Source organism: Bowmanella yangjiangensis, assembly GCF_017255015.1.
Taxonomy (GTDB): Bacteria; Pseudomonadota; Gammaproteobacteria; order Enterobacterales; family Alteromonadaceae; genus Bowmanella; species Bowmanella yangjiangensis.
Genome location: NZ_JAFKCS010000898.1, coordinates 1 through 286, shown reverse-complemented (window position 1 = coordinate 286; position 286 = coordinate 1). Strand labels below are relative to the sequence as shown.

General features: G+C 65.4%; 1 pseudogene. It reads right to left on the bottom strand.

The annotated features are described in order from the left end of the window. Positions 1-286: pseudogene (locus J0A65_RS27135) on the bottom strand (amino acid ABC transporter substrate-binding protein); the annotation flags it as partial.

Below are 286 nucleotides of genomic sequence, written 5' to 3'. Positions count from 1 at the left end.
ATGTCCTGAGGGGTCGACACACCGTACAGGTTGTCCAGTTTCTGCTCGGCCAGCAGCTCGTAGCTGTACCAGCGCTTGGGCACCGCCAGGGTGCCGAGGCGACGCACATCGTCGAGGTTGGTGACCTGCAGCCCGGCCTCCTTGAGCGTGTAGAAGCGCGTATGACCATGGGCGATCGGCCCGACCCACTGGAAATCGGCCTCTCGCTGGGCCGTGCGGACGGTGGAGAAGATCGCTGCGTTCGCCTGCTGGCGAACCTGGTGGTAGCCACGCGTCCAGGGCACCA